We start from the raw sequence: 24735 nt of genomic DNA, 5'->3' as shown, positions 1-24735 counted from the left end.
CCAAGGGCAGACCGCGCGATATTGCTACCGATCGGTTCGGATCCCCCTAGCCCCCTCGTTCATCGGCGCGTAAGGCGCGGCGATGACGACGATTCCAACTCCGCCGAAGACCAGCCCGACGATCGAGTCGCGCGACCAGTTGATCGCCAGCTTCGCGCGCGGCGAAAAGCCGAAGGACGCGTGGCGGATCGGCACCGAGCACGAGAAGTTCGTCTATGCGAACGGCGATCACCACGCGCCGTCGTACGACGAGCCAAGCGGGATTCGTGCGTTGCTCGGCGAGCTCGAGCAATATGGCTGGAAGCCGGTCATGGAGGGCGGCAACGCCATCGCCATGTCGGGGCCGGACGGCAGCATCAGCCTGGAGCCGGCGGGCCAGTTCGAACTGTCGGGCGCGCCGCTCGATTCGCTGCACGAGACCTGCGCCGAGACCGGGCGGCACCTTGAGCAGGTGAAGGCCGCGGGCGAGAAGCTCGGCATCGGCTTTCTCGGGCTTGGCATGTGGCCGGACAAGACGCGCGCGGAACTGCCGATCATGCCGAAGGGGCGCTATGCGATCATGCTGCGGCACATGCCGCGCGTTGGGAGCATGGGGCTCGACATGATGCTGCGGACCTGCACGATCCAGGTGAACCTGGATTACGCGTCCGAGGCGGACATGGTGAAGAAGTTCCGCGTCGGGCTGGCGCTCCAGCCGCTGGCGACCGCGCTGTTCGCGAACTCGCCGTTCACCGAGGGCAAGCCCAACGGCATGCTGTCGTATCGCAGCCATATCTGGTCAGACACCGATCCGCATCGCACCGGCATGCTGCCGTTCGTGTTCGAGAATGGCTTCGGCTACGAGCGCTACGCCGAGTACGCGCTCGATGTGCCGATGTACTTCGTCTACCGCGAGGGCAAGTATATCGATGCCGCCGGGCTGTCGTTCCGCGATTTCCTGAAGGGGGAGTTGTCGGTGCTGCCGGGCGAGAAGCCGACGCTCGACGACTGGACCGATCATCTGTCGACCGCCTTCCCCGAGGTACGCCTGAAGACGTTCCTCGAGATGCGTGGCGCCGATGGGGGCCCGTGGAACCGGATCTGTGCGCTGCCGGCTTTGTGGGTCGGGTTGCTCTACGATCAGGGTGCGCTCGATGCGGCGTGGGATCTGGTCAAGGACTGGACGATCGACGAGCGCCAGGCGTTGCGCGATGCGGTGCCGAAGCTGGGGCTGGATGCGCCGATCGCGGGCGGCGGCACGCTGCGCGACATCGCGGGCGAAGCGCTCGACATCGCCGGGGCCGGGCTGACGGCGCGGGCGCGGTTCAACCGGGCGGGCGATAACGAAAGCGGCTTCCTTGATCCGCTGCGGGAGATCGTCCGCAGCGGCAAGGTGCCTGCCGAAGTGTTGCTCGAGAAGTATCACGGCGTCTGGGGCGGCGACGTCTCGAAGGTGTACGACGAATCAAGCTTCTGACTGCTCCCCTCCCGCTTGCGGGAGGGGTCGGGGGAGGGCTTGGCCGCGAACGTTGCGCGAGAGGCGCAGGTCGGCCCCTCCCCTAACCCCTCCCGCAAGCGGAAGGGGAATCAGCCGCGCAACCTCGCGAACAGGCGCGGCACCAGTCCGTTGCGTGTCATCCAGTCGAAATAGGCGCGGTAATCCGGGTCGAGCTTCAGATGGCGCTCCTCAGTCTTCGCGCGCCAGAAATATACACCGCCGACCGCGGCCAGCAACAGCGTCGCCCGTGCCGCATCGACGATGCTGCCGGTGGTCAGGACGGGGATCGTCGAGATCCACCAGAAGATGTTCTTCGACAGATACGCCGGATGCCGGGAGATCGCGTAGGGGCCGTGCGTCAGGATGCCGCGATTGGTGAGGTTCGAGAAGCGGAAGCCGAACGCCATCGTCGCCCAGGCATAGATCGCGGTCAGCGCGACCAGCACCGTCCCGATCAGCCACAACAGCACCGGATGCCCCTGGAACCAGTAGGCCCAATCCGACGTGCCCGGATGGTAATCGAGCGGCCCGCCCGCGTTCATCAGGATGAACGGGGGGTAGCACATCAGCGCCGCCATCCACGCCGCCGCGAACGGGTTGGCGCTGCGGATGTGCGAATCGAGCGGGCGGCACGTGAGGATATACCCGACCGTCGCGAACGCCACGTCGATCAGGAACATCAGCGTGATCAACCAGTTCGCCAACGCGACCGGATCATGCAGCACCGACCGCAGATCGCCCCGCACGAACGTCGCGAACCCCGGCGGGACGATCGCCAGCATGAAGGCGAGGAAGAACGTCTTCACGCCCCAGGCACGGAAATGGGCGTAGATGAGTTCGGGCTCGACCCCCGCCTGCCCGGTCATCCAGGCGCCGAGATGCCAGGCGCCATCGCGAGGTTCGATCAGATAACGGTCGATCCAGAGTACGTAGGGGATCGAGGCGACGAACAGGATCGGCGCGGCGTTGGTGAAGCACCACATCGCGAACGCGAAATTGCCCTCCCAATAGGAGCGCACGGTGCCGTAGATCACTGCGATCGCGGCCCATGTCGCCCAGAGCCCGGCAAGCTTGGTCAGGCTGGTATCGAGCGTCTCCCGCGACGGCCTGCCCGCCGCCCAGTCGATTCCGGTGCTGGGATTGCGGTGGACCTTGTCGACGAGCAGCGACCAGGCGACCATCGGCACCGCGCAGGCGAGGACGTTGATCAGCGCCGAATACGGGCCGTCCATGCCGTAGTGATGGGCGACAGCCAGCCAGAGCGCGATGCCGACGAGGCCGCAAAAGCCTGCGCCACCGCTGACTGCCGATCGCGGCCGGGGGTCGGATTTGGGTGTGGCCCGATCGGAAGGCGCGGCGTCGTGATCCATGGCCATCGTTCGTAGCGCGGATTGGTAAGCAACGCGTGAACCATCTTGGCGCGGGGCGGGCAAGGCGTTGCACCCTGTCGTATCATGTCGGTCTTGCGCCGGTCGCACTGCGACGCTAGTTTGGGACTTCGCTTCGGCGCGCCGAGCGGGTGTAGTACAATGGTAGTACAGCAGCCTTCCAAGCTGAATACACGGGTTCGATTCCCGTCATCCGCTCCAGCATTCCATTACGGTGTCGGCGTCACGTCTCGACCATCCGCGCGAGCAGGTTCGCCATCCGTCGGCGGCCCAGCGGCGTGAGCTGGACGTGCGAACGGCGACCGTCGCGTTCGTCGCGGGTACGCTCGATCAGCCCCGAATCCTGCAGCATCGTCAGATACCGCAACGCCGTCGCCGATGGCGCGCGTGCGCCGATGCAGACCGCCGAAACGCTGAGCCGGAGGCCGTCGTCGTCTGAGATGAACAGGTCGAGCAGGATATCCCAGGCCGGTTCGGAGAACAGGCTCGTGCCGAGCAGGTCGTCGCGGACCTTCCGCATCGCGTAAAGGCGCCGCGCAACCTCGACCAGAGCCGGGTCATGCAGGACAAGCGGCGGGCTGTGTTTCAGCGCGACGCCGGAAACGATGGAGCTAACGTAGGTCATGAAACCTGTGTCCGATTACGCTTCAGCGCATCGTCGGATCCTGCCGGCTCCAATCGAGATCCCAGCCCCTTGCCCGGATTCGTTGCGAGTGCCTGGCTGTCCCGATCACGAGAAGCAGAACGATGGGATAACTCCAGGCCGCGGAGAGCAGCGCGTAGACGAGCCGGATCACGTCGGGGCTGATCGCCCTGGCCAGATGTGCCCCGGTGCCCAGCGCATGTAGCGCGGTAACCCAGGCCGGCCAGAACCGATCGGCGCTCAGCGTGATCCCGATCATCACCGCAAGCAGCATCAGGTCGACGATCATGACGCCCAGTTCCAGCCCCGAAAACAGGGAGGGAACGTTGCGTTCGACGATACCCGTCGACACGGCCGCAAGCAGCAGTGCCAGACCCGTAAGCCGCTCCGGTGCGCCACCCCGAAGGATGGCATAGGCCGACGCCGCCAACTGTATCGAATAGAAGATCCAGACCCGATCCAACTTTACCCTCCGAAGCAGGACCGAAAACGGCCGATCAGGCCACCGCAGCCAGACGGAGCGGCGTATCGGCGCGCAACGCACCTTCGTTCGGCGGGCACTCGGCGGTGTCGCCATAGTCGTAGAACTGACCCAGCCCGATATCCGTCCGCACCTGGACCAGGGCCTGATGCGCTTCGACGAAGCGCTGGCGGGCGTTGATGATGTCGAGCGACGCCTGCGAGATCATCTGCAGCGCGGCGACGCCGGTGCCGACCGGCAGGTTGGCGGCGATGCGCTGTTGCAGCAGGGTCGAGACGCACGATGCGGCAAGCATCGCTGCCTGGTCGACCGCGGCCTCTGCCTTCAGAAATTCGATCGTCACCCTGTCGGTGGCGTTGCGACGTTCTTTCAACACGGTAATTCTCCCCCGGGGCACCACCGAAGCGGCGCCGTGTATCGGAGCATTGTGGTCCCGGCTCGATCGCAGCAGGCTGGTCAGCGTCATCGCCATGTTCACGAGCGCCATCGAGGTGACGGCGATCAGGCCCATGAGAGCGATCAGTCTGACGATCCTGTCGCCCTTCGAAACCCGGTTCCGCGCAACTCCTGTCGAGCCGTCGTGCCGGGACAATCCCAGAAAACGGCGAACGAACCCCCACGGCTCGATCTGGCCATTCTCTGGGGGCTGGCGGGGGGGTGTGGGAACGTCGATTGGTTCGGATGGTAGCCGTTCGTATGTCAAAATGGGGCTATCGACCGGCGGGGCGACCGGCGGGGGAGCGTCCTCCGCCGGGCGCTCCCTCGTCAGCACCGCACCCTCCTCGCGGCTACCGGCCTCGTGCTCCTGGAGACGTCGCGCGGCTTCGAACCGCGTGCCGACGCCGAGGATCTGGATCGCCCGCTCGATCCGCTTGTCGATCGCGGACGGCGACACGCCGAAGATCGCCGCGATCTCCTTCGAGTTGTGATGCGTCAACACCAGCCGCAGGCAGGCGCGCTGGGCTTCGGTCAATTGGTCGATGCGGTCGACGGTCATGGGCGAGTCGTAGCGCTATCATGGCAGCGTTGCACCTCCCGAGTGTCCGATCGCAGGGCGCGGGCAGAGATTCGGACCACGCTGGCGGCCTGCGCGGGTTTGGTCAGGATTTATGTCGCTTTGGTGGAGGATGTTAGGGCAGTGAGCGCGGTTTTGGCGTGGCAAAGAAAAAGGGCCGGGGATTGCTCCCCGACCCGTTTTCCTGGTCGTTCTGGTTGGAACGGAGGACCGGCGAAGCCAGCCCTTTTCGTCGGACGGGATCGGTGGCTTGCGCCGCCGACCCGCCGGCCGTTCTGATTGCGTGTCGGGACCAGCTCGCGCTGGCCCCGTCCGCAATCAGAAGTCCATGCCGCCCATGCCGCCCATGCCGCCGCCGCCCATGGGCATGGCAGGCTTGTCTTCGGCCATTTCGCTCACGGCCGCTTCGGTCGTGATCAGGAGGCCTGCGACCGATGCTGCGTTCTGCAACGCGGTGCGGACGACCTTGGTCGGATCGATCACGCCGGCTTCCACCAGGTTCTCGTACGTGTCGGTCGCGGCGTTGAAGCCGATCGACGTGTCGTTGCCATCGAGCAGCTTGCCCGAAACCACTGCACCGTCATGACCTGCGTTCTGCGCGATCTGGCGAACCAGCGCCGTCAGCGACTTGCGGACGATGTCGATACCGCGCGTCTGGTCCTCGTTCGCACCGGTCAGGCCGTCGAGTGCCTTGGTCGCGTACAGCAACGCCGTACCACCACCGGGAACGATGCCCTCTTCGACGGCTGCGCGGGTTGCGTGCAGCGCGTCGTCGACGCGGTCCTTGCGCTCCTTGACTTCGACTTCCGACGACCCGCCGACCTTGATGACGGCAACGCCGCCGGCCAGCTTGGCGAGACGCTCCTGGAGCTTCTCCTTGTCGTAATCCGACGTCGTGTTCTCGATCTGCTGGCGGATCGCCTCGGTGCGGCCCTTGATCGCGTCGTGATCGCCGGCACCATCGACGATGACGGTGTTGTCCTTGTCGATCGTGACGCGCTTGGCGGTGCCGAGCATGCCGAGCGTGACGGTCTCAAGCTTGATGCCGAGGTCTTCCGAGATCATCTCGCCCTTGGTCAGGATCGCGATGTCCTCGAGCATCGCCTTGCGACGATCGCCGAAGCCCGGTGCCTTGACCGCTGCGACCTTGAGGCCGCCGCGCAGCTTGTTGACGACGAGCGTGGCCAGAGCCTCACCCTCGATGTCCTCGGCGATGATCAGGAGCGGACGACCCGACTGGACGACGGCTTCCAGGATCGGGAGCATCGCCTGCAGGTTCGACAGCTTCTTCTCGTGGATCAGGATGTAGGGATCCTGAAGCTCGACGGTCATCTTCTCGGGGTTGGTGATGAAGTACGGCGACAGATAGCCGCGGTCGAACTGCATGCCCTCGACGACGTCGAGCTCGAATTCGAGACCCTTCGCTTCCTCGACGGTGATCACGCCTTCCTTGCCGACCTTCTCCATGGCTTCGGCGATCTTCTCGCCGACTTCACGGTCGCCATTGGCCGAGATGATGCCGACCTGCGCCACTTCCTTCGAACCCGAAACCGGCTTCGAACGCGCCTTGACGTCCTCGACGACCTTGACGACGGCGAGATCGATGCCGCGCTTCAGGTCCATCGGGTTCATGCCCGCTGCGACCGACTTCATGCCCTCGCGGACGATGGCCTGCGCCAGAACCGTCGCGGTGGTGGTGCCGTCACCGGCGATGTCGTTGGTCTTCGAGGCCACTTCGCGCAACATCTGCGCACCCATGTTCTCGAACTTGTCCTTGAGTTCGATCTCCTTGGCGACGGTGACGCCGTCCTTGGTGATGCGCGGTGCGCCGAAGCTCTTGTCGATGACGACGTTGCGGCCCTTGGGGCCCAAGGTCACCTTGACCGCGTCGGCGAGGATGTCGACGCCGCGGAGGATGCGCTCACGCGCGTCACGACCGAATTTTACGTCCTTGGAAGCCATGTCAGCTGCCCTTTCGATTGAGTGAAGTACAGGAAGTGCAGACGCTGGCGCAGAGTTCGCAGCCAGCAATTCTCGGCTCGTTCACGTCAGCAGTCGCCGACGATCCCGAGCCCGTCGGGGTCAGCCGACGATGCCGAGAATGTCCGATTCCTTCATGATGAGGAGGTCCTCACCGTCGACCTTGACCTCGGTGCCCGACCATTTGCCGAACAGGATCTTGTCGCCGGTCTTGACGTCGAGCGGGGTGATCGTGCCGTTCTCGGCGCGGGTCCCGGTGCCGATGGCGACGACTTCGCCTTCCTGCGGCTTTTCCTTGGCGGTGTCGGGGATGATGATGCCGCCAGCCGTCTTCTCTTCGGCTTCGAGGCGCTTCACCAGCACGCGATCATGCAACGGACGAAAGTTCATGGGATCCATGTCCTTTTGGATTGTGACAGATTTCTGGCACTCAGGGGACCCGAGTGCCAACGGACGGCATATGTGCCTCGTGGTGGCCCATGTCAAAGGTTCCCGGAATGAAATTTTTTCGGGCGGGCGTGGGTTTCGGGCGTCGTGGCGGAAGGGGTGGTAAACCGCACTGCTAACGCGCTGCCGTTCTCCTGCGCACGCAGGAGTCCAGGGTTACCGAGGGCGGCGCTTGTGATCCTGGGCTCCTGCGTTCGCAGGAGAACGTAGGAGCCAAGTGGCTCTTTCCTTCTGCTCCCCTTCCGCTTGCGGGAGGGGTCGGGGGAGGGGTTCTCGGGCGGAGCGTTTGGGGGACGCCCCTCCCCTAACCCCTCCCCTAACCCCTCCCGCAAGCGGGAGGGGAACGCTGTAGCGCCCGGACTCAGGTGCGTGAGCTCGAACACGTCTGTGTTGGCCCCGTAACACAGGCCATTTACCTGCGTCCGCGCATGCTCTAGCTCTCGTGCCATGACCGATACCGCAGCGCCGTCCTACGCCCCCTCCCCGGGCCCCTCCTATGTCGACCCTGCCCGTCCGCCGCGGCGGAAATGGCGGCTCGTCCGGGGCGTGTGGAAGTTCCTCGTCGCGATCAAGGATGCGCTCGTCCTGATCGCGATGCTGTTGTTCTTCGGGCTGATCTTCGCGGCGCTCAACGCGCGGCAGAGCACGACCGCGATCAAGGATGGCGCGCTGGTGCTCGACCTCAACGGCTCGATCGTCGAGCAGCCCGAGGAGCAGGCGGCATTCGCCGCGCTGTCCGGGCAGCCCGCGGCGCGCCAGTTCCGCCTGCGCGACGTGGTCCGTTCGATCGACACTGCGCGCACCGATTCGCGCGTGAAAGTGCTGGTGCTCGACCTCGACAGCTTCGGTGGCGCGTATCCCGCAGCGCTGGGCGAAGTCGGCGACGCGCTGGCGCGGGTGCGCGCTAGCGGCAAGCCGGTGCTCGCCTATGCGACTGCCTACACCGATGGCGGCTATCGTCTCGCCGCGAACGCGAGCGAGATCTGGGTCAACCCGATCGGCGGCACGATCTTCATGGGCCCGGGCGGCAACCAGCTCTATTACAAGGGCCTGATCGACAAGCTCGGCGTCAACGCGCACGTCTACCGGGTCGGCCGCTACAAGTCGTTCGTCGAACCCTATACGCGGGCGAACCAGAGCGACGACGCCAAGGCGGCGAGCACCGCGCTGTACGGCACGCTTTTCTCGCAGTGGCAGGAGGCGGTCGCCAAGGCGCGGCCCAAGGCACAGATCGCGCAGTTCATGAGCGCCCCGGACAAGGTCATCCTCGCGGCCAATGGCAATATCGCGCAGGCCAATCTGCGCGCCGGGATCGTCGACAAGCTCGGCGACCGGATCGCGTTCGGGCGCCGCGTGGCGGAATATGCCGGGTCCGACGACAAGAAGCCGGCGGGCAATTTCACGACGATCAAATACGACGCCTGGGTCAAGGCGAACCCGTTGCCGACCACCGGCGACGCGATCGGCGTGCTGACGATCGCGGGCGATATCGTCGATGGCGAAGGCGGCCCCGGCAAGGCGGCGGGCAAGACGATCGAGAAGGCGGTGCTCGACGGGCTCGCCAAGAAGACGCTGAAGGCGCTGGTGGTGCGCGTCGATTCGCCGGGCGGCTCGGTACTCGCCTCGGAGCAGATCCGGCTCGCGATCCTCGAGGCCAAGCGTCAGAAGCTGCCCGTGGTGGTGTCGATGGGCGGCATGGCGGCGAGCGGCGGCTATTGGGTGTCGACCCCCGCCGACGTGATCTTCGCCGAGCCCGGCACGATCACCGGCTCGATCGGCATCTTCGGCGTGGTGCCGACGTTCGAGGCGACGCTCGCGAAGATCGGCGTGACGAGCGACGGGGTGAAGACCACGCCGCTGTCGGGCCAGCCCGATATCGTCGGCGGCACCACGCCGATGTTCGACGCGATCGCCCAGTCGGGAATCGAGAACGGCTATCGCGAGTTCCTCGCGCGGGTCGCCGCATCGCGCAAGATGACGCCGGCGCGCGTCAACGAGATCGGCCAGGGCCGCGTCTGGGACGGCGGCACCGCGCGCCAGATCGGCCTGGTCGACCGCTTCGGCACGTTGCAGGACGCGATCGACGAGGCTGCCAAGCGCGCCAAGCTCGATCCCGCGAAGGTCCATGCCGAGTATCTCGAGAAGAAGCCCGGCTTCCTTGCGACGATCGTACAGGACTTCGGCAATGACGGCAGCGACGATGATGCAGGTGGGGGCGACGCCTTCGCGCATGTCGCCGCGGATCGCCGCCAGATGCTTGCGCGCGCCGTCGGCGACATGAAGCGGCTGGCGACGTCGGGCTCGATCCAGGCGCGGTGCCTCGAGTGCGGCGGAATGGGGCCGACGACCGCCGACATCGGCGACGCGAAGCTGCTCGACCTGCTGCTGGCACGGATCGGGTTCTGATGATGCCGGTATCGGGGCCAGTATCGGGGCCGGTATCGGGGCCGGTATCGGGCAACGCCGGCGGCATCGTGATTCGCGCCGCGGTCCCCGAGGATGCTGGATCGATCGCGGCGATCTATGCGCCGCACGTGCTGGTCGGGACAGTGTCGTTCGAGACCGTCGCGCCGGATGCGCGGCAGATGCGGACGCGGATGGCCGCGTCGGACGGGCTGTATCCGTGGCTGGTCGCGACGATCGGGTCTGAAGGCGGCGTGCTGGCCTATGCCTATGCCGCGCCGTTCCACAAGCGCGAGGCGTACCGCTTCGTGTGCGAAACCACCGTCTATGTCGCGGATGCCGCGCAACGGCAGGGCGCAGGGCGGCTGGTCTACGAGGCGCTGATCGATACGTTGCGCGCGCAGGGCTTCACCCAGGCGATCGGCGCGATCGCCTTGCCCAACGATGGCTCGATCAAGCTGCACGAAGCGGTCGGGTTTCGCCGCGCGGGGGTGTACCGCGAGGTGGGATACAAGAACGGCCAGTGGATCGACGTCGGGCACTGGCAATGCGAGCTGAACGAGGCGACGGTGCCGCCGGTCGAGCCGAAGCGGTTCGCCGATGTAGGCGTGGTGCGAGGGTAGCCTGCTCTCCTGATTGTTAGCTGATTAGCAGTGCAATGCCGGACGGGATCGCCACCCCGGCGAAGGCCGGGGCCCAATTGGTAGGTCCGGCGTAACTTGGCATCGCCCTTCGTTTGGCGACCGTACCCAATTGGGCCCCGGCCTTCGCCGGGGTGGATGCGGGTTGGGCAGCCCCACCCCTGTTCTCCCGCGAAGGCGGGAGGCCAGTCCGGGTGCCCGCCTTCGCGGAGACACATGATGCGGGTTAGCGGCGGCCGCCGTAGGAGGGCAGCGCCAGATGGTAGCGGATCGCGGCGGCGCGGAGTGTGAAGCCGGCGCTGGCGGCGATCACGGCGGACCAGGCGTTGGGGACGCCGAGCAGGTCGAGACCGACGTAACTCGCCGCCGCCAGTGCCGCCGCCGTGACGTACAGTTCCGGGCGCATCAGGATCGAGGGTTCACCGGCCAGCACGTCGCGGATGATGCCGCCGACACAGGCGGTCATCACGCCCATCAGCGCGGCGGGGACCGGGGGCACGCCGTAGCCGAGCGCCTTCGCCGCACCATAGACCGCGTACGCCGCCAAGCCGACCGCGTCGAACCAGCCGAGCGCCTCCTCGCGCCACCAGCGGCCGGGCGTCGTCCAGATCAGCAACGCCATCACCAGGCATACGCTGGCGGCGCGCGCATCGCGGATCCAGAACACCGGCGCACCGATCAGCAGATCGCGCACCGTGCCGCCGCCGACGCCGGTGATCAGCGCGAAGAAGACGACCGTCACGAAGGTCTGGTCGCGTTTGGCCGCCGCCAGCGCGCCCGAGGCGGCGAACACCGCGAGCCCCGCGATATCGAACCACGGCCCGGTCGCGGGCAGGACGGGCGGGATCAGCGTGTGCGGAAGCATCCCCAGCGGCTTAGCGAAACATCGCGGATCGGTAACCCGGCTTTTTCAGGGCGGCGATATTGCCGTTCCTCAAAGGGCGATCCGGGGCTTTTCCACGCTCCACCGCCTATCGTCGCGGAACCAAACGCAACGATGAACGCGACGTTGTTTTTGGTTCATGCAACCCGCGCTATGGTCCCCTCGTTACGGCATCAGATCAATTCACTAGGGAGTATATTTCATGCGTAAGTTCATTCTGGCCCTCGGCTGCAGCGCGATGGTCCTGCCGACGCTGCTGATCCCGGTTTCGGCTGCCGATGCGCGCCATCGCCGCGAATGGCGTGGTCGTGACGGCCGCGTCTATTGCAAGAAGAACAACGGCACGACCGGCACGATCATCGGCGGCGTCGGCGGCGCCCTGCTCGGCCGCACGGTCGACACCCGCGGCGACCGCACGGTCGGTACGCTCGGCGGCGCGGTCCTCGGCGGTCTCGCCGGTCGCGCGATCGACAAGGGCTCGACCAACAATCGTTGCCGCTGACACTTATCGGCTAAATCAATGCCGCTATTTCGGTAGCTGCGCGTTGGGGAAGGGCGTCGTGGGCAACCACGGCGCCTTTTTTCCTGTCCCGACCCCATTTCCTCCTTCAATCAAAGGATTACACGATGACCACACGCAGCGGATCGGCAAAATACGAAGGCCTCGGCAAGACCGGCAAGGGCCATGTCTCGACCCAGTCGGGCGTGCTGTCCGACACCCCCTACGGTTTCAACACGCGGTTCGAGAACGAGCCGGGCACCAACCCCGAGGAACTGATCGCGGCGGCGCATGCGTCCTGCTTCACGATGGCGCTGAGCTTCGCGCTCGCCGGCAAGGGCTATGAGGCGGGCACGCTCGAGACGTCGGCGAAGGTGACGCTCGACAAGGACGGCGACGGCTTCAAGGTGACCAAGTCGGCACTGACGCTGAACGCCAAGGTCGACGGCATCTCGAAGGACGAGTTCGAGGCGATCGCTGCGGACGCCAAGGCGAACTGCCCGATCTCGAAGCTGATGAACGCCGAGATCACGCTGGAGCATAATCTCGCCGCGTAAAAACGCCTGATCTCAAGAACCTGTCGGCCGGCTGAATGCGAGGTAGTTTGCGGTTCACGCAACCCCCGCATCGGCCGGCCGTTCTGTACGCACAGCATCTGGGAGAGAGATCATGCGTATCGCCATTCTATCGGCCGCCCTTGCCGCCACCGCGTTCAGTGCGATTCCCGTCGGCGCGCAGTCGACGATTCGGGGCGCCAACCGCGAATACAATAACGAGGTCCGCGACGCCCAGCGCGACTATCGCCGCGACCTGCGCAACGCGGACTCGCGCGGCGACGTCCGCGATGCTCGCCGCGACTATCGTGAGGAGGTGCGCGATGCGCGCCGGGATCGCCGCGGCGACATTCGCGACATCCGCCAGGACCGCAACTGGCAGCAGTATCGCGGCTACGACTATAACCGTTACGAGCGCGGCCAGCGCGGCTATTTCGCGGACCGCTATTACCGCGACGGACGCTATTATCAGGAGCGTCGCCTGGGCCGGAACGACCGCATCTATCGCGGGGGCAACGGGCGATATTACTGCCGCCGCAGCGACGGCACGACGGGGCTGATCGTCGGTGGGTTGGCGGGCGGTGCGCTGGGCAACGTCATCTCGAGCGGTGGGTCGCAGCTGCTCGGCACACTGGTTGGCGCGGGCGGTGGTGCGCTGCTCGGCCAGTCTATCGACCGCGGCAACGTGCGCTGCCGTTGAGGCGTGTGATCCTCCCCCGCCAGGGGGAGGTGGCATCGAAGGTGACGGAGGGAGAGGACACGCAATAGACGTTTCGCTGCCCTCCCCCTCCGTCTGGCAGGGGCCAGTCACCTCCCCTGGCGGGGGAGGATCTAAGATTGAGACGGCCCGGTGGTAACGCCGGGCCCTTTTTGCGTCAGATGATGCCGCCGCCGAGGCTGAGGCGGAGCGCGAAGATGATGATCAGGACGATGTTGAGGTTGCGTCCGCCGGTGCTCGACGACAGCGCGCCGACCGCGGCGCCGACGATCCCGATCGGAATGACGAGCCAGTTCATCCAGCCGAGCAGCGGGATGAAGGCGACGAGGCCGAGCACAAGGGTGACGAGGCCGATGAGGATCGAGACGATGTTCAGCATGCCTGGAACATGGCGAGTCGGATGGGTTCGGGCAAGGCTTGGCGGTCGGGGGGGTGTAGCGCGTTTTTACGTTCCTCCCCCGCCAGGGGGAGGTGGCGCCGAAGGTGACGGAGGGGGAGGACACGGAACAGCGGTTTCCCTTGCCTCCCCCTCCGTCTGGCAAGCGCCAGCCACCTCCCCCTGGCGGGGGAGGATCGATGGCGTGCGGAAAACGCTTTCTTCACCGTCTTTCGCGCATAGGATGCCCGTGATGACTTTATCCTTGCGCTCCGCCTTGCTTCTGCCGTTCGCGCTGGCCGCCTGCAATCGGTCTTCGACCGACCAGCAGGATCTCAACAGCCTCGATGCCGAACTGACCAACGGAACGCGCGATCCGGCGGTGGCACAGTCACTCGGCGCGCAGATCATGGTCGACCCGCGGCTCGCGCAATCGTCGAACACCGACGCGGTGCGCCCACCGCCGGGTCCCGAGACGGGGGCGGTGCCGGACGTGGCGTTGCGCAAGGATCCGGTCGATCCGGCCACGCTGAAGCACGCGCCGGCGGCGTCGAACGACTGCCCCGAGTGCAAGTCCGCGGACGGTGCGCTGACGCTTGGGGCTTTGGCGGAACGGCAAAAGACGCCGGACGCGTCGGTGTGCGCGCAGAAGATCGGCTATTCGGCGGAATGGGCGAACCGGTTGCCGGCGGACCTGCCGCTGTATCCGGCCGCGCGGCTGACCGAGGCGGCGGGGGCGGACAAGGACGGCTGTCGGCTGCGGGTCGTGAGTTTTTCGAGCAGCGCGGGCGTGCAGAAGATGCTCGATTATTATTACACGAAGGCGAGCGGCGCGGGGTATTCGGCGGGGCACAGCACCGACGGCAAGCAGCATGTGCTGGGCGGGGTTCGGGGGGACGACGCTTACGTTGTTTATGTGACGGCGCGGGCTGGTGGTGGGAGCGATGTGGATATGGTGTCCAACGCCGGGCGGTGAAAGCGTGGTGTCTCGACACTACTGAACGGCACGCACCTGGAGCAAGCGACCAGCAAGTGCACCTCCCCGGCGAAGGCCGGGGTCCAGTTGGGGGACGTCGCTAACTGAGCGCGGTCCTTCGTTATTGCCACCTTTCCAACTGGGCCCCGGCCTTCGCCGGGGTGGTAGCGTATTAGGGCTAACATCGTACTTCCCTCCTTGTTCTCCCGCGAAGGCGGGAGCCCAGACTGGGTCCCCGCCTTCGCGGGGAAACAATTCGGACAGGTTTTGCCCGTGATCTCACATAAGGGCGGATGCCGCATTGCCCCTCCCAACCGCACCTTTCCGTTCGCCCCGATTCGCGCTAGGGCACGGGGATGCTTCCCCTTCTCTACGTCATGGTCGGTGGTGCGGTCGGTTCCGGCGCGCGCTATCTGACGGGTCGCGCGACGACCGCGCTGCTCGGGCCAGACTATCCCTTCGGGACGCTGGCCGTGAACATCGTCGGCGGGTTGCTGATGGGCGTGCTGGTCGGCGTGCTGGCGCGGGACAGCGCGTCAGAGAACTGGCGCCTGCTGCTCGCGGTGGGCGTGCTGGGGGGATTCACGACCTTTTCGGCGTTCTCGCTGGAGGTCGTCACGATGATCGAACGAGGCGCATTCGGCGTCGCGTTGGGGTATGTTTTGGTGTCGGTGATCGGTTCGGTCGCCGCGTTGTTCGCGGGTCTCTCCGCAGTAAGGGCCGTCGCATGACTGCGGGCAAAAGCGATAGCGATACGGGTTTCCGCGAGTTCAACGTCGGGTTCGACGATGACGGCATCCGGCTCGACCGGTGGTTCAAGCGGCATCTGCCCGACACGAGCTTCACGACGGTGGCGATGTGGGCGCGCACCGGGCAGCTCCGCGTCGATGGCGCGCGTGCGACGCCGGGCGACCGGATCGCGGCGGGCCAGATGCTCCGCGTGCCGCCGCCCGAAGCCGACAAGGCCGCCGCCGACGTCGACAAGCCCAGGCGCGTCCGCGAACGCGTGATCCTGTCGGACGAGGAGACAGAACTCGCGCAGTCGATGGTCATCCACAAGGATTTCCAGGCGTTCGTGCTGAACAAGCCGCCGGGGCTGGCGACGCAGGGCGGCACCAAGACGACGCAGCATGTCGACGGGCTGCTCGACGGGTTGCAGTACGACAACGAGGGTCGGCCGAAGCTGGTCCACCGGCTCGACAAGGACACGTCCGGCGCCTTGCTGGTGGCGCGGACGTCGCGCGCGGCGGCGTTCTTCGCGAAGGCGTTTTCGGGGCGGACGGCGCGAAAAGTCTATTGGGCGCTGGTGGTCGACGTGCCGTCGATCGAGGACGGCATGATCGAACTGCCGATCGCCAAGCAGCCGGGCACCGGCGGCGAGAAGATGCACGTCGACGAGGCCGAAGGCGCACCGGCGCGGACGCGCTACCGCGTGATCGAGCGCGCGGGCAACCGTGCGGCGTGGGTCGAGTTGCAGCCGTTTACGGGGCGCACGCATCAGTTGCGCGTGCATATGGCGGCGATCGGGCATCCGATCGTCGGCGATGGCAAGTACGGCGGGGCCGCAGCGTTTCTGACCGGCGGGATCTCGCGGAAAATGCATCTGCATGCGCGGCGGATCAAGGTGGATCATCCCGATGGCGGGTCGATCGACGTGACCGCCGAACTGCCGACGCATTTCGCCGAGAGCCTCAAGCAATTGGGTTTCGAGGAGAAGCTGGGCGACGACCTGGTGCTCGACGAGAAGACCGCGCCGACGCGCGAGCAGATGAAGTCGCGGGCTAGGGCGCATGCGAAGTCGGTGCGGAAAGACCGTAAGGGTGAGCGGCGTGGGCGTGGGGTTGTCGAGGAGAAGGCGACGGGCAAGCCTGCGCCGAAGACGGGTGGACCTCGGACCGGGGCTGGGTCGAAGTTCGGAGCGCCCCGGAGTGGGCCTCGGGTTGAGGGGACCAAGCCGGCGGGGCGTGGGCGTCCGGGTGGGGCTGGGAAGCCGAGTGGTCCGAGGACTGGGCCGCGGAGTGGGCCTGGGACTCGGTAGTCGATGGCTGTCGGCTGAGGCGTGCCCTCACCCTTCCCACGGCCAAGCGGCCGCGGGCCCCTTCCCTCTCCCCCGAGCGGAGAGGGTGAAGTGATCGGACTGAGCGCTCAGGTCTAACCATTGCCCCACCCCGGCGGAGGCCGGGGCCCAGTTGGGGGACGTTGTTAACGAAGGGCGGCGCTCCATTATTGCCACCTTGCCAACTGGGCCCCGGCCTGCGCCGGGGTGGGGTTTGGGGTGGTTGGCGGCACCTTACCCCCAAGCCGTTCCCCCGCGAAGGCGGGGGTCCAGCGGCCACGATCGTCGGCGCTGCTTGATTCCTGGGCCCCCGCCTTCGCGGGGGAACTAGGTGGAGGCAGGTAGCGCGCTACTTCAGCCACCCCAGCAACAACCGCCGCATGCCCTCGGTCACCGTCCCGAACACGATGTGCGACGCCGCGCCATACAGATGCGTCGTCGGCGCGGTGTTCCACGGAGCCTCACCAAGCCCCGCCGCTGGCACCGCCGCCTCATCTAGCAACGCCGTCGTCGCGGCCGCAAACGCGGTGCCGTAGCCCGCGGTCACCGAAGGCCGGTATTCCGCCGCCACCGCGTAGGCGATCCCCAGCCCGGCCCCGAGCGCGTAGTGCACGACCTGTCCGGCGAGCGGCTTGCGGTCATCGGGGATGTCGTGGCCGACCACCATTTGCGACACCTTGTCCGCCGCCTTCTCCGTCGCAGGCTCGGCATCGCTCTTCGACGAGGACAGCGCGGCGACGCCGGCCTGGAAGCGGTCCATCACGAACGAGGCGGCGAGCCCTGCCACCAGGCCGGCGGCGGCGGCGGCCCAGATGTTCGGGGTGTCGGTCTGTGCGTGCGCCATCGTTGAGTCTCCAGAGATATCCGACACGAACCGTTCGCAGGCGCGCGCGTTCCGGTTTGGCGTTCCCTCGCGTGCACGCGTGATCTACGAGGCGGCGATGCGTTGGAAAATCTCATGATCCGTCTTGCCGTGTTCGATTGCGATGGGACGCTCGTCGATAGCCAGGCGAATATCTGTGTCGCGTGCGAGCGTGCGTTCGAGGGCGCCGGGATGATCCCGCCGCCGCGTGCGGACATCCGGCGAATCGTCGGCTTGAGTCTCGTCGAGGCGATGCAGGTCTTGCTGCCGGAGGCGGACGAGGCGCTGCACCGGTCGCTTGCCACCGACTACAAGAACGCGTTCCATGCGATGCGCGCGAGTGGCGAACTGGCGGACGAACCGTTGTTCGAGGGGATTGCGGAAGTGCTGGCGACGCTCGCCGACGACGGCTGGGCGCTTGGTGTGGCGACGGGTAAGTCCGATCGCGGGCTCGCGCATATTCTGGCCGCGCACGGAATCGCCGAGCGGTTCGTGACGTTGCAGACCGCGGACCGGCATCCGTCGAAGCCCGATCCCGCGATGCTGTTCGCGGCGATCGCGGAAGCAGGTGCTACCGTGGAGACGACCGCGATGATCGGCGATACGAGCTTCGACATGGCGATGGCGCACGCGGCCGGTGCGCGCGCCGTCGGGGTCGCGTGGGGGTATCACGACGTGCACGAGCTTTCAGACGCGGGGGCGGATGTGGTTGCGACGGCGGTGCCGGAACTGCTGCACATGGTGGCTGCACGATGACCGATGCCGACAAATTGGCGCAGCGGCGCTGGTTCATGCTGGTCGCAGTGCGGCTGGCGGGGGTTGCGGGCGCGCTGCTCGGGCTGATCCTGATCGCGCGCGCGCATGACTGGGCACCGAAGATCCTCGGGACGGCGATCGTCTTGTCGGCGATGGCGATGATCGCCACCGTGCCGCGTAGTCTCGCGCACCGTTGGCGGACACCCGAATGAACGGAATGGGCGCATGAAGCGGTTCTGGAAAGACGTGGCGATCGATGCTGACCGGGTGGTGACACTCGATGGCAAGCCGGTGCGGACGCCCGGGCGGCGGCCGCTCGCGCTGCCGAGCGATGCGCTGGCCGAGGCTGTCGCGGAGGAATGGCGCGCTGTCGGCGAGACGATCGACCCGCGGACGATGCCGCTGACCGGGCTCGCCAATGCGGCGACCGATCCGATCGCGAACGATCCTGCGCAGTTCGCCGTGCGGCTGGCGGCGTATGGGGAGAGCGACTTGCTCTGCTACCGCGCCGATGGCCCGCCGCCGCTGGTCGAGCGGCAAGCGGCGGCGTGGGATCCGCTGCTGGCGTGGGCGCGGGGGCGGTATGACGTGACGTTCGCGGTGACGGCGGGCGTGATGCACGTTGCGCAACCGGACGCGACGGTCGCGCGGCTGCACGAGGCGGTCGCGGCGTATGACGATTTCCGGCTGGCGGGGTTGTCGCCGGTGGTGACGTTGACCGGGTCGCTGGTGATCGGGCTGGCGTTGATCGAGGGCGAGATCGACGCGGATGCGGCCTGGGCTGCCGCGGGGATCGACGAGGACTGGTCTGTCGAGATGTGGGGCGAGGACTGGCAGGCGACTCAGTTGCGCGAGTTGAAGCGCAAGGAGTTTGGGGTCGGGGTAGAGTTTCTGGGGCTGCTCTAACCGTTCTCCTGCGAACGCAGGAGCCCAGGATACCAAACGCTAGGGCCTGTAACCCTGGACTCCTGCGTTCGCAGGAGAACGGGTTGGCGGGTTACCGCGTCAGCCTGCGGATGAAGCCGATCAGGCCGGTCTGGCGCGAACGCTTCAACCGCTCCGCCGCCAGGATCGTCTTCACGCCGCGGATGCAGCTGTCGACGTCGTCGTTGACCAGTACGTAATCATAGCCGTCCCAGTGGCTGACCTCGTTGGCCGCGCGCGACATGCGGGCTTCGATCACCTCTTCCGAATCGGTGCCGCGGCTGGTGAGGCGGCGGTGGAGTTCTTCCATCGAGGGCGGGAAGATGAAGACGCGGACGACGTCGCCGCCGGCGATCTGGAACAGCTGTTGCGCGCCCTGCCAGTCGATGTCGAACAGCACGTCCTTGCCCGCCGCGAGCAGTTCTTCGACCTGCGCGCGCGGCGTGCCGTAGCGGTGGTTGAAGACGTGCGCCCATTCGAGGAACTCGTCCTTCGCGACCATGTCGCGAAAGCCTTCGAGGTCGGTGAAATGGTAATCCTTGCCGTCGACTTCGCCGGGTCGCACCGACCGGGTCGTGACCGAGACCGACATCTCGAGTTCGTGCTCGTCCGCGAGCAATCTGCGCGCGATCGTCGACTTGCCGGCGCCGGACGGCGAGGACAGGACGAACAGGACTCCGCGACGACGGAAACCATGCGGGTCGGACGGAAGTGTGTGGGGCATGCGCGCCCTTGCCGCGGACCGCATATGGGCGTCAACCCATGCGCGGCCCGCGCGTGGAATTACGAAGGCGGATTAATAGCCGGCCTTGCGCGCCTTGTTGCGGTCATAGGCCTTCTTGGCTGCGTAACCGCCGCCGAGGATCATGCCGAGCGGGCCCATGCGGCGCATCAGGCTCATCGCCACGACGCCCTTAACGGCGCCAGCCGTGCCGCCGCTGCCGTCGCGACGGCCCAGCTCGCGGCCAACCAATGCACTGATGATACGTCCGATCATGCCTTATTCTCCCCGAAAACCTGGTCCTTGAGTTCCGCTGCACCACGCAGCACCGCCCAGCCGATCGCGTAGGTTACGGCCATCGGCACGACGAGCTTGAGTACGTTGGCGGTGATGGCGCCGATGATCGCGCCATCCGCGTTGCCGTCGTCGCCACTCAGCGAATCGATACCTGCGCCGATCAGCGCGCCTATGGTCGTTACGCCCACGTAATTTCTCCTGTCCGTGTGGCGGGTTAGCGCGCGAAAGGCGTTTGGGTTCCCATCCGCCCACGTGTTCTCCTGCGCACGCAGGAGAACGGGAGGTTATCGGCCGAGCATCGATTCGGGTTTGACGACTCGGTCGAACGTTTCGGCGTCGACCAGTCCCAAAGCGAGGCCTGCTTCCTTCAGCGTTAGCCCTTCGGCGTGGGCGTATTTGGCGATCTTCGCCGCCGCGTCGTAGCCGATCTCGGGGGCGAGCGCGGTCACCAGCATCAGCGAGCGGTCGAGCAGCTCGGCGATGCGGCCACGGTTGGGTTCGATGCCGGCGACGCAGCGCTCCGCGAATCCTTCCATCGCGGTCGCGAGCAGGTCGATCGAGCGCAGCACGTTGGCGCCGATCAGCGGCTTGAAGACGTTCAGCTCGAGATGGCCCTGCATCCCGCCGACGGTGACCGCGACGTGGTTGCCCATTACCTGGCCGGCGACCATCGTCAGCATCTCGCACTGGGTGGGGTTGACCTTGCCCGGCATGATCGAGCTGCCGGGCTCGTTCGCGGGGAGGTCGATCTCGCCGAAGCCGCAGCGGGGGCCCGAGCCCAAAAGGCGGATGTCGTTGGCGATCTTGGTGAGCGCGACCGCCAGCGTGTTGAGCGTGCCCGAGAGGTGGACGAGCGGATCGTTCGACGCGAGCGCCTCGAACTTGTTGCGCGCGCTGACGAACGGCAGGCCGGTGATCTCGGCAAGTTCCGCCGCGATCGCGTCGCCGAAGCCGACCGGGGCGTTGAGACCGGTGCCGACCGCGGTGCCGCCCTGTGCAAGGATCACCATGCCGTGGCTGATCGCGGGCTCGATGCGGTGTCGGCAGCGGTAGAGCTGGTTTGCGTAGCCGGAGAATTCCTGGCCGAGCGTCAGCGGCGTCGCGTCCTGGAGGTGGGTGCGGCCGATCTTGACGATGTCGTCCCAGGCGTTGGCTTTGGCGTCGAGCGCGGCGTGCAGCTTGTCGAGCGCGGGGATCAGGCGGTGGGTGGTGGCGATCGCCGCGGCGATGTGGAGTGCGGTCGGGAAGCTGTCGTTGGACGACTGGCTCATGTTGACGTGGTCGTTGGGGTGGACGGGGGACTTGCCGCCGCGGGTGCCGGTGAGGACCTCGTTGGCGCGGCCGGCGATGACCTCGTTGGCGTTCATGTTCGACTGCGTGCCGCTGCCGGTCTGCCAGATGACGAGCGGGAACTGGTCGTCGAGCTTGCCGTCGATGATTTCCTGCGCGGCGGCGTCGATCGCGGTGGCGATTTTTTCGTCGAGGCCGTGCGAGCGGTTTACGCGGGCGGCGGCTTGTTTGACGAGGGCGAGCGCGTGGACGATCTCGATCGGCATGCGTTCGCGGGTGGCGAAGGGGAAATTCTCGATCGAGCGTTCGGTCTGCGCACCCCAATAGGCGGCGGCGGGGACTTCGATCGGGCCGATCGTGTCGGTTTCTGTGCGGGTTTGGGTCATGCTGGGTCAACCTTCCGTAGCGTGCTCGGGATCCCTCGCCCCTTCGGGGAGAGGGAGGAGCCGCAGGCGACGGAAGGGCGCGTGGTTTTGGGAGGAAGCGGCCTTAGCCTCACTCCCCTCTCCCTTCCCACCGCAAGTGCAGCGGGCCCCTTCCCTCTCCCCGTAGGGGCGAGGGAGTTTGGGTTACTTCTTCCGCTTGAAATCCACGGCCACGACGTTCGAGCCGTCTTCGATCGGGACCGCGGTCGGGCCGTCGTTTTCGGCTTCGTCGTGGTCGCCGAGTGCATCGTCCGCACCTTCCTGCGCCTGGAAGCGGAGTTCGAAGCTTACCGCGGGATCCTGGAAGGCGGTGATCGCCGAATACGGGATCACCAGCTTCGACGGGACCTGGTTGAACGAAAGCCCGATCGAGAAGCGCTCGTCGTCGACGATGAGGTCCCAATAGCGGTTCTGCATGACGATCGTCATCTCGTCCGGGAAACGCTCGATCAGCCGCTTGGGGATGTCGACGCCGGGGGCCTGCGTCTTGAAGGTAATGTAGAAATGATGCTCGCCGGGAAGCCCGCCGGCCTCCGCGACCGAACCGAGCACGCGGCCGACCACGGCACGCAGGGCTTCTTGTACGATCTCGTCGTACGGAATCAGGCTATCGGGCAGTCCATCGGTCATATCCCTTGGGTAGCGCCATTCGGATGCCGGTCAAGATTGCATGCGTCGTGGCGGACGTTATGGGAGGTGGCATGCGCACCGCCACGATCACCCGCTCCACCGCCGAGACGGCGATCGACGTCACCGTGAACCTCGATGGGACCGGCGTATACGACGTCGAGACCGGGGTCGGTTTCTTCGATCACATGCTCGAACAATTATCGCGCCACTCGCTGATCGACTTGCGCGTGCGGACCAAGGGCGATCTGCATATCGACGAGCACCACACCGTCGAGGATACCGGGATCGCGATCGGCCAGGCGTTCGCGCAGGCGCTCGGCGATAAACGCGGGATTGCGCGGTACGGCGATGCGCTGTCGCCGATGGACGAGACGTTGACTCGGGTAGCGCTGGATATTTCCGGGCGGCCGTGGCTGGTGTGGAAGGACCTGTTCTCGCAGAAGCGGCTGGGCGGCATGGACACCGAGATGTTCGAGCATTTCTTCCACAGCTTCGCGCAGGCGGCCGGCATCACGCTGCACGTCGAGACGCTGTACGGGTCGAACAACCACCACATCGCCGAGGCGGCGTTCAAGGGTGTCGCGCGGGCACTGCGGACGGCGATCGAGATCGATCCGCGCAAGGCCGATGCGATCCCGTCGACCAAGGGGATACTCTGATGCTCCCCTCCCGCTTGCGGGAGGGGTCGGGGGAGGGCCTGGCCTCGATCGTCGGACTCGCGGCTATGTCACTCCCTCCCCTAACCCCTCCCGCAAGCGGGAGGGGAATGTGACGCTCGCGCTGATCGATTACGGTGCGGGGAACCTGCATTCGGTCGAGAACGCGTTGCGGACGGCCGGGTGTGTCGATCTCGTCGTGACTTCGGACGCTGATGCCGTTGCGAAGGCTGACCGGATCGTGTTGCCGGGCGTCGGCGCATACGGCGCGTGCGCGGCGGCGTTGCGCGCGGTGCCGGGGATGGTCGAGGCGTTGAACCGGCGGGTGCGCGCCGAGGGTGCGCCGTTTCTCGGGATCTGCGTCGGCATGCAGTTGATGGCCGATGCGGGCGAAGAGATGGGGACACATGCCGGGCTCGGCTGGGTTTCGGGGCGCGTGCGACGGCTGGAACCGGGGACGATGGAGGCGAAGGTGCCGCATATGGGGTGGAACGACGTCGTTCCCTCCGTCGCGCATCCGCTGATCGAGCCGGGCGAGGCATATTTCCTGCATAGCTTCGCCTTCGAAGGCGCCGACGTGCTTGCGACCACCGACCATGCTGGCGCGGTCACCGCGGCGATCGGTCGTGACACGATGATCGGCGTGCAGTTTCATCCTGAGAAGAGCCAGCGCTACGGCTTGGCCTTGCTCGAACGTTTCCTGGAGTGGCGGCCGTGAGCCTTATCATTTTCCCCGCGATCGACCTGAAGGCCGGTCAGGTCGTGCGTCTCGCCGAGGGTGATATGGACCGCGCGACCGTCTATGGCGACGATCCCGCGGCGCAGGCGATGCTGTTCGCCGAGGCGGGCGCGGAGCATCTGCATGTGGTCGATCTCGACGGCGCGTTCGCGGGGGCTTCGGTCAACGGCGATGCGGTGCGGTCGATCGTCGCGCAGTTTCCGGGGCATGTGCAGCTTGGCGGCGGCATCCGGACTCGGGCCAGCGTCGAGGGCTGGTTCGATCTGGGCGTCTCCCGAGTCGTGATCGGCACGGCGGCGCTGGAGGACCCCGAGTTCGTGCGCGGCGTGGCGAAGGATTTCCCCGGCGGGATCGTCGTCGCAGTCGACGCGAAGGACGGCATGGTCGCGACCAAGGGCTGGGCGGACGTGTCGACAACCAGCGCGGTCGATCTCGCGCGGCGGTTCGAGGATGCGGGGGTGGCGTCTTTGCTGTTCACCGACGTGGGCCGTGATGGGATGCTGAAGGGGTGCAACGTCGACGCAACGGTCGACCTTGCGCGCTCGGTCGATATCCCGGTGATCGCCAGCGGCGGGGTCAAGGGGATTGCCGAGATCCACGTGCTGGCTTTGCATGTGCGGGACGGGGTCGAAGGCGTGATTACCGGGCGGGCGTTGTACGATGGCCGGCTCGATCTCGCGGCGGCATTGAGTGTGGCGAAGGCTGCATGATGATTCACGCGGAGACGCGGAGACGCGGAGAGTCGGCTAGCGCCGCAGGCAGAAACTTGTTCGCGCAGAGGCGCAGAGGCGCGGAGAGTAAGAAGTTAGGCCTTGCTCCCTTCCTCTCTCTCCGCGCCTCTGCGCCTCTGCGCGAAATATTTTTCTTAGCGGCTCCGCCGCGTCTCCGCGTCTCCGCG

General features: G+C 66.4%; 29 protein-coding genes and 1 tRNA gene. 16 read left to right on the top strand and 14 right to left on the bottom strand.

The window, feature by feature from the left end:
• The first annotated feature begins 82 nt into the window (after positions 1 to 82).
• Complete coding sequence (locus ACLBWL_RS04420; protein ID WP_447790568.1) at positions 83 to 1456, top strand: glutamate--cysteine ligase; 1374 nt, start codon at positions 83 to 85, stop codon at positions 1454 to 1456.
• 110 nt (positions 1457 to 1566) lie between these two features.
• On the opposite strand, the gene ACLBWL_RS04415 is transcribed toward ACLBWL_RS04420, so the two are convergent.
• On the bottom strand, positions 1567 to 2847 hold the full coding sequence (locus tag ACLBWL_RS04415; RefSeq protein WP_447790566.1) for a methyltransferase family protein: 1281 nt from the start codon (positions 2845 to 2847) through the stop codon (positions 1567 to 1569).
• Between the two features lie 145 nt (positions 2848 to 2992).
• Here ACLBWL_RS04415 and ACLBWL_RS04410 point away from each other — a divergent pair.
• Positions 2993 to 3066 (top strand) — tRNA-Gly (locus ACLBWL_RS04410).
• A gap of 22 nt (positions 3067 to 3088) precedes the next feature.
• Here the strand turns inward: ACLBWL_RS04410 and ACLBWL_RS04405 are convergent.
• The 5 genes from ACLBWL_RS04405 to groES form a co-directional block, all read right to left on the bottom strand.
• Positions 3089 to 3490 (bottom strand): winged helix DNA-binding protein, encoded by a 402-nt coding sequence (locus tag ACLBWL_RS04405; RefSeq protein ID WP_447790564.1) that lies wholly within the window; start codon positions 3488 to 3490, stop codon positions 3089 to 3091.
• A gap of 22 nt (positions 3491 to 3512) precedes the next feature.
• Positions 3513 to 3971 (bottom strand): hypothetical protein, encoded by a 459-nt coding sequence (locus ACLBWL_RS04400; protein ID WP_447790562.1) that lies wholly within the window; start codon positions 3969 to 3971, stop codon positions 3513 to 3515.
• A gap of 34 nt (positions 3972 to 4005) precedes the next feature.
• Positions 4006 to 4986: a sigma factor-like helix-turn-helix DNA-binding protein gene (locus ACLBWL_RS04395; protein ID WP_447790560.1), complete on the bottom strand. Its 981-nt coding sequence runs from the start codon at positions 4984 to 4986 to the stop codon at positions 4006 to 4008.
• 336 nt (positions 4987 to 5322) lie between these two features.
• Positions 5323 to 6966, bottom strand: a complete 1644-nt coding sequence (gene groL / locus ACLBWL_RS04390; RefSeq protein WP_254685161.1) for a chaperonin GroEL — start codon at positions 6964 to 6966, stop codon at positions 5323 to 5325.
• 120 nt (positions 6967 to 7086) lie between these two features.
• Positions 7087 to 7374, bottom strand: coding sequence for a co-chaperone GroES (gene groES, locus ACLBWL_RS04385; RefSeq protein WP_056052039.1), 288 nt, complete (start codon positions 7372 to 7374; stop codon positions 7087 to 7089).
• A 504-nt stretch (positions 7375 to 7878) separates the two neighbouring features.
• On the opposite strand from groES, the gene sppA reads away from it, so the two are divergent.
• Positions 7879 to 9837, top strand: a complete 1959-nt coding sequence (gene sppA / locus ACLBWL_RS04380) for a signal peptide peptidase SppA (RefSeq protein WP_447790557.1) — start codon at positions 7879 to 7881, stop codon at positions 9835 to 9837.
• A gap of 2 nt (positions 9838 to 9839) precedes the next feature.
• The gene (locus ACLBWL_RS04375; RefSeq protein WP_447791997.1) at positions 9840 to 10457 is read left to right on the top strand and encodes an N-acetyltransferase family protein; all 618 of its coding nucleotides are present in this window, start codon (positions 9840 to 9842) and stop codon (positions 10455 to 10457) included.
• Between the two features lie 244 nt (positions 10458 to 10701).
• Here ACLBWL_RS04375 and ACLBWL_RS04370 read toward each other — a convergent pair whose 3' ends face one another.
• Positions 10702 to 11340: a trimeric intracellular cation channel family protein gene (locus ACLBWL_RS04370; RefSeq protein WP_447790555.1), complete on the bottom strand. Its 639-nt coding sequence runs from the start codon at positions 11338 to 11340 to the stop codon at positions 10702 to 10704.
• 220 nt (positions 11341 to 11560) lie between these two features.
• Here ACLBWL_RS04370 and ACLBWL_RS04365 point away from each other — a divergent pair, with 220 nt between their 5' ends.
• The 3 genes from ACLBWL_RS04365 to ACLBWL_RS04355 all read left to right on the top strand — a co-directional run bounded on the left by ACLBWL_RS04365 (position 11561) and on the right by ACLBWL_RS04355 (position 13111).
• A complete protein-coding gene (locus ACLBWL_RS04365; protein ID WP_447790553.1) occupies positions 11561 to 11860 on the top strand; it encodes a glycine zipper 2TM domain-containing protein in 300 nt (99 codons plus the stop codon).
• A 125-nt stretch (positions 11861 to 11985) separates the two neighbouring features.
• Positions 11986 to 12414 carry an OsmC family protein gene (locus ACLBWL_RS04360; protein ID WP_447790551.1) on the top strand — a complete coding sequence of 143 codons (429 nt, stop codon included), beginning with the start codon at positions 11986 to 11988 and terminating at the stop codon, positions 12412 to 12414.
• Positions 12415 to 12526: 112 nt separating this feature from the next.
• On the top strand, positions 12527 to 13111 hold the full coding sequence (locus tag ACLBWL_RS04355; protein WP_447790549.1) for a glycine zipper 2TM domain-containing protein: 585 nt from the start codon (positions 12527 to 12529) through the stop codon (positions 13109 to 13111).
• Positions 13112 to 13286: 175 nt separating this feature from the next.
• On the opposite strand, the gene ACLBWL_RS04350 is transcribed toward ACLBWL_RS04355, so the two are convergent.
• A complete protein-coding gene (locus tag ACLBWL_RS04350; RefSeq protein WP_132737284.1) occupies positions 13287 to 13508 on the bottom strand; it encodes a hypothetical protein in 222 nt (73 codons plus the stop codon).
• 250 nt (positions 13509 to 13758) lie between these two features.
• Between ACLBWL_RS04350 and ACLBWL_RS04345 the strand changes: the two genes are divergently transcribed.
• The 3 genes from ACLBWL_RS04345 to ACLBWL_RS04335 all read left to right on the top strand — a co-directional run bounded on the left by ACLBWL_RS04345 (position 13759) and on the right by ACLBWL_RS04335 (position 16519).
• The gene (locus tag ACLBWL_RS04345; RefSeq protein ID WP_447790547.1) at positions 13759 to 14481 is read left to right on the top strand and encodes a hypothetical protein; all 723 of its coding nucleotides are present in this window, start codon (positions 13759 to 13761) and stop codon (positions 14479 to 14481) included.
• A gap of 356 nt (positions 14482 to 14837) precedes the next feature.
• The gene (gene crcB / locus ACLBWL_RS04340; protein ID WP_447790545.1) at positions 14838 to 15212 is read left to right on the top strand and encodes a fluoride efflux transporter CrcB; all 375 of its coding nucleotides are present in this window, start codon (positions 14838 to 14840) and stop codon (positions 15210 to 15212) included.
• Positions 15209 to 16519, top strand: a complete 1311-nt coding sequence (locus ACLBWL_RS04335; RefSeq protein ID WP_447790544.1) for an RluA family pseudouridine synthase — start codon at positions 15209 to 15211, stop codon at positions 16517 to 16519. The genes crcB and ACLBWL_RS04335 overlap by 4 nt, the downstream gene beginning before the upstream one ends.
• A 367-nt stretch (positions 16520 to 16886) precedes the next feature.
• On the opposite strand, the gene ACLBWL_RS04330 is transcribed toward ACLBWL_RS04335, so the two are convergent.
• Positions 16887 to 17381 (bottom strand): DUF1440 domain-containing protein, encoded by a 495-nt coding sequence (locus tag ACLBWL_RS04330; protein WP_447790542.1) that lies wholly within the window; start codon positions 17379 to 17381, stop codon positions 16887 to 16889.
• Between the two features lie 114 nt (positions 17382 to 17495).
• On the opposite strand from ACLBWL_RS04330, the gene ACLBWL_RS04325 reads away from it, so the two are divergent.
• The 3 genes from ACLBWL_RS04325 to ACLBWL_RS04315 are packed head-to-tail and all read left to right on the top strand — an operon-like array spanning position 17496 to position 19061.
• A complete protein-coding gene (locus ACLBWL_RS04325) occupies positions 17496 to 18155 on the top strand; it encodes an HAD-IA family hydrolase (protein ID WP_447790540.1) in 660 nt (219 codons plus the stop codon).
• On the top strand, positions 18152 to 18367 hold the full coding sequence (locus ACLBWL_RS04320; RefSeq protein ID WP_447790538.1) for a hypothetical protein: 216 nt from the start codon (positions 18152 to 18154) through the stop codon (positions 18365 to 18367). Before ACLBWL_RS04325 ends, ACLBWL_RS04320 begins: the two co-directional genes overlap by 4 nt.
• 13 nt (positions 18368 to 18380) lie before the next feature.
• Positions 18381 to 19061, top strand: a complete 681-nt coding sequence (locus tag ACLBWL_RS04315) for an ATP12 family chaperone protein (RefSeq protein WP_447790536.1) — start codon at positions 18381 to 18383, stop codon at positions 19059 to 19061.
• A gap of 91 nt (positions 19062 to 19152) precedes the next feature.
• Here ACLBWL_RS04315 and gmk read toward each other — a convergent pair whose 3' ends face one another.
• From gmk to ACLBWL_RS04290, 5 genes are all read right to left on the bottom strand, one after another.
• Positions 19153 to 19803, bottom strand: coding sequence for a guanylate kinase (gene gmk / locus ACLBWL_RS04310; RefSeq protein ID WP_056489738.1), 651 nt, complete (start codon positions 19801 to 19803; stop codon positions 19153 to 19155).
• Between the two features lie 72 nt (positions 19804 to 19875).
• Positions 19876 to 20076, bottom strand: coding sequence for a hypothetical protein (locus tag ACLBWL_RS04305; protein WP_447790534.1), 201 nt, complete (start codon positions 20074 to 20076; stop codon positions 19876 to 19878).
• On the bottom strand, positions 20073 to 20285 hold the full coding sequence (locus tag ACLBWL_RS04300) for a hypothetical protein (RefSeq protein ID WP_447790532.1): 213 nt from the start codon (positions 20283 to 20285) through the stop codon (positions 20073 to 20075). Before ACLBWL_RS04300 ends, ACLBWL_RS04305 begins: the two co-directional genes overlap by 4 nt.
• Before the next feature lie 96 nt (positions 20286 to 20381).
• Positions 20382 to 21773 (bottom strand): class II fumarate hydratase, encoded by a 1392-nt coding sequence (gene fumC / locus ACLBWL_RS04295; RefSeq protein WP_447790530.1) that lies wholly within the window; start codon positions 21771 to 21773, stop codon positions 20382 to 20384.
• A gap of 183 nt (positions 21774 to 21956) precedes the next feature.
• Complete coding sequence (locus ACLBWL_RS04290) at positions 21957 to 22442, bottom strand: SspB family protein (RefSeq protein WP_056052087.1); 486 nt, start codon at positions 22440 to 22442, stop codon at positions 21957 to 21959.
• Between the two features lie 71 nt (positions 22443 to 22513).
• Here ACLBWL_RS04290 and hisB point away from each other — a divergent pair, with 71 nt between their 5' ends.
• The 3 genes from hisB to hisA all read left to right on the top strand — a co-directional run bounded on the left by hisB (position 22514) and on the right by hisA (position 24547).
• Positions 22514 to 23101, top strand: a complete 588-nt coding sequence (gene hisB, locus ACLBWL_RS04285) for an imidazoleglycerol-phosphate dehydratase HisB (protein WP_107954675.1) — start codon at positions 22514 to 22516, stop codon at positions 23099 to 23101.
• Between the two features lie 109 nt (positions 23102 to 23210).
• A complete protein-coding gene (gene hisH / locus ACLBWL_RS04280; protein WP_447790528.1) occupies positions 23211 to 23816 on the top strand; it encodes an imidazole glycerol phosphate synthase subunit HisH in 606 nt (201 codons plus the stop codon).
• Positions 23813 to 24547: a 1-(5-phosphoribosyl)-5-[(5-phosphoribosylamino)methylideneamino]imidazole-4-carboxamide isomerase gene (gene hisA, locus ACLBWL_RS04275; protein ID WP_120301399.1), complete on the top strand. Its 735-nt coding sequence runs from the start codon at positions 23813 to 23815 to the stop codon at positions 24545 to 24547. The genes hisH and hisA overlap by 4 nt, the downstream gene beginning before the upstream one ends.
• Positions 24548 to 24735: the final 188 nt, after the last annotated feature.

Source organism: Sphingomonas sp. M1A8_2b (genome assembly GCF_053345535.1).
The sequence above is the reverse complement of the archived record's forward strand: the minus strand, read 5'-3'. Positions and strand labels throughout refer to the sequence as shown.